Origin of the sequence: Streptomyces recifensis, assembly GCF_002154615.1 — a bacterium.
Taxonomy (GTDB): Bacteria; Actinomycetota; Actinomycetes; order Streptomycetales; family Streptomycetaceae; genus Streptomyces; species Streptomyces griseoluteus.
On record NZ_MUNH01000748.1, the window covers coordinates 1 to 2,666 of the forward strand.

Annotated in this window: 5 protein-coding genes; 1 reads left to right on the forward strand and 4 read right to left on the reverse strand. The window is 73.5% G+C overall.

All coding sequences use genetic code 11. The features are described 5' to 3' along the window. Positions 1-201 precede the first annotated feature (201 nt). The gene (locus CCN33_RS29205) at positions 202-585 is read left to right on the forward strand and encodes a helix-turn-helix domain-containing protein (protein ID WP_086696369.1); all 384 of its coding nucleotides are present in this window, start codon (positions 202-204) and stop codon (positions 583-585) included. 63 nt (positions 586-648) lie between these two features. On the opposite strand, the gene CCN33_RS29210 is transcribed toward CCN33_RS29205, so the two are convergent. The 4 genes from CCN33_RS29210 to CCN33_RS32345 form a co-directional block, all read right to left on the reverse strand. Further along, positions 649-885, reverse strand: a complete 237-nt coding sequence (locus tag CCN33_RS29210; protein ID WP_086696367.1) for a hypothetical protein — start codon at positions 883-885, stop codon at positions 649-651. Positions 886-894: 9 nt separating this feature from the next. After that, the gene (locus CCN33_RS29215; RefSeq protein WP_167387974.1) at positions 895-1,641 is read right to left on the reverse strand and encodes an IS3 family transposase; all 747 of its coding nucleotides are present in this window, start codon (positions 1,639-1,641) and stop codon (positions 895-897) included. A gap of 8 nt (positions 1,642-1,649) precedes the next feature. Further along, positions 1,650-1,907: a helix-turn-helix domain-containing protein gene (locus CCN33_RS33905; protein ID WP_107484017.1), complete on the reverse strand. Its 258-nt coding sequence runs from the start codon at positions 1,905-1,907 to the stop codon at positions 1,650-1,652. 135 nt (positions 1,908-2,042) lie between these two features. Beyond that, positions 2,043-2,666, reverse strand: a 624-nt coding sequence (locus CCN33_RS32345; RefSeq protein ID WP_086696368.1) for a hypothetical protein, incomplete at its 5' end; no start/stop codon positions are given.

A 2,666-nucleotide genomic window follows, 5' to 3' on the forward strand; every position in this document is an offset into this window, starting at 1 on the left:
CCACCGCGGCGGCCGCCGCGGTGGACGTCTGACCGCACCCGCCGCCGAGGCGCGCCCCGGGCCGGATTCGGGCCCCACCGCACGGCGCGCGAAGCGCGGGGTGGCGCACGGGAGCGAAAGCGAAAACATGAGGAACGGGCCGAGGATCGGGCCGTTAGACTCATTGACAGGGCTGCCTCTCCCCGACAGGAAGAAGCGGTGGTGCTCAACACACTGCAGCAAATGATCAAGGGCCGGCTGGACCAGAACGGCTGGTCCTACAACGACGTGGCACGCCGGGGTGGCATCTCACGATCGACGGTGCATCATCTGGCCACGTCGGGACGGCTGGCCCAAGTGCCGCAGAAGGCCACGCTGGAGGGCCTCGCCAAGGGGCTCGGCATCCCGGTGGCTCCCGTGCAGCGGGCCGCCGTCGAGGCGGCGGGGGTCAACCTCTATTTCGAGGACGCGCCGGAGGTGACCGACCCCGAGGTGGAGATTCTCATCGCGAGTGTGCAGCGGTTGAGCCCGAAGGACCGGCGGCACGTCGCGGTTCTGGTGGAGTCGCTGCTCGAGGCGGGCGGGGTCGAGGCCGAGCGGGGCTGACCTGCTTCCCGGCACGGTACGCCGCCGGTGGGAGCCGGCCGTACGGCGGACCTCCGGACCCGCTCACCGGGCGAACGGGGGGTTCCCCGCGTTCGTGATCCAGGTGATGACGGCCTGGACGATGGTGTCGTCCAGCTCGGCCACGGCGAAGACGGCCTGCACGTCGTCAGCCTCCAGCGAGCGGCCCGCCGCCTCCAGGGCGTCGTACAGCAGCACGCGGTGTGCCTGCGGTGCGGCCGGACCGCTGACCGTGCACGACCGGGTGGGACCGGAGCGGAGCAGGGGTGGGGTGAGATCCATGGGTCCGCCTTACGGGAGGGGAAGGTGCGGTTCGCGGCGCGTCGGCCCCTGACGGGCCAGGCGGTTCAGGACCCTCGACAGTTCCGGACGCGGCGGCGGCAGGCCCGCCGGAGTGCCCGGTGGCACGCGGCGCACGTGCTCCCAGAAGGTCTCGGCCACCGCGTGGTCGTACCAGTCGCCCCTGACGGCGTCCGGTGGTGCCCAGCCGGACGCCACGGTCCGCGCGGTGAAGACACAGCTGAAGCCGGGGCCCGCCGGGACGGGCGCCCCCGCCCGCCGGGCCAGGGCCGCCTGAAGAGTCCGCGTGAGGAGCTCGTGGTCCGGCGCGACGGTGGCGCGCCAGCTCAGCAGGTGCCGTCCGACGGCGTCCAGGACGACCGCGACGCAGAGGTCGCCCTCCCGCGTGGGGCACACGGCCGTGTCCACGATCCACCGGGTGCCGGGCCGGGCGTACTCCCGGGAGCCGCCGGCCGCCGGGAGACGTCCGGGTGCCCCCCGCAGCCCGGATCGCCGCATGATCCGTTCCACGGTCCCGTGACTGACCTTGATCCCGAGACGACGGTCGAGTTCCTCGTGGATGCGCCGGTAGCCCCAGGAAGAGCCCGACTGCCGGTGGAGATCGGTGATCAGCCGGGTCAGCCAGGCGTGTCGTCTGTCCCTGTCGGACAAGGGGCGCTCACGCCACGCGTAGTAGCCGGACTCGGAGACGCGCAGCAGGGCGGCGACCCTGCGCGCGGGAAAACCCTGCGCCGCCACGCGCGCGATCACCTCGTAACGTCTTTTGGGGGCATCACGGCGTTCAGGGCGTCGATCGTCCTGCAGCACAGCAGGAGTTCGGCCTCGAGTTCCTGGACCCGGCCCGGGGCCGGGGCCGGGGCCACCGGGACGACGAGGGAGCGCCGCCAGCGGTAGACGGTGCTGGCCGGAATGCCCAGCCTCCGGGCTACGTCCTGCGCCGCGTGTCCTTCGGAGAGGAGCTGGAGGACACGGACGCGCGATGTTGCGGGATGCGGACTGGTCACGTTCTCGGATCTTCCGGAGTGGGGCGATGACGGGGCCGGCGGCCGCGGGGGAAGTGGCGGCCCGGACGTCGCCGGCGGGGCGGGGACGTCCGGGCCGGATGACCGCCGGGCCGGGAGCGGTTGGCCGGACGGGTCCTAGTCGACGTGCCGGTGCATCGTGACGAAGGGGGCGAAGTCCGCCCCGGGATCGCCCTTGCCGGCCCGGGGAGCCCGCGCGGCCTCCCGGTCGAGAACCGCCTTGACCTCGTGGGAGAGCGCGTCGGCGCGCTGCCGGATCACGGAGACCGGCAGCCGCGAGGACCGCAGTTCCGCCGCGCGGCGGCCCAGCGCCGCCAGCTCCCGCCGGGCGCCCGCTCCCAGGGTGAAGGCCCGCGGGGTGGACACGACGAACTGGTAGGCCCCGGCGAAGGTCTGGCAGGACGGGCAGTGCTCGTTCGCCGCACGGCCGATGTTGGTGGCGCGGATCAGCCGGGCGTTGTGGCCGGAGGTGGTGACGATCTGGAACGAGAGGGCCACGGAGCGGCACGGCGAGAACGGGGAACATCCGACCGACTCGGCCAGGGCGCGGTTGTCCGCCGTCACGGCGACCGACGGACCGTACTCGTGGATGCGGAAGGTCTCGTCGAAGTCGGTGACGTGGGCCCGGTCGGCGCGGCTGTGCGCCAGGTCCACGGCGATGGCGGCACCGCCGGACGGACCTGTGGTGGCCGAGGCGGTGGTGGCGGTCATGACCAGGCCGGCGCCGGCGGCCGCGCCGAT

What these genes read in the sequence shown, in the direction of transcription:
- CCN33_RS29210 (WP_086696367.1), bottom strand. Translation starts at nt 885, where the DNA reads ATGGATCTCACCCCACCCCTGCTCCGCTCCGGTCCCACCCGGTCGTGC.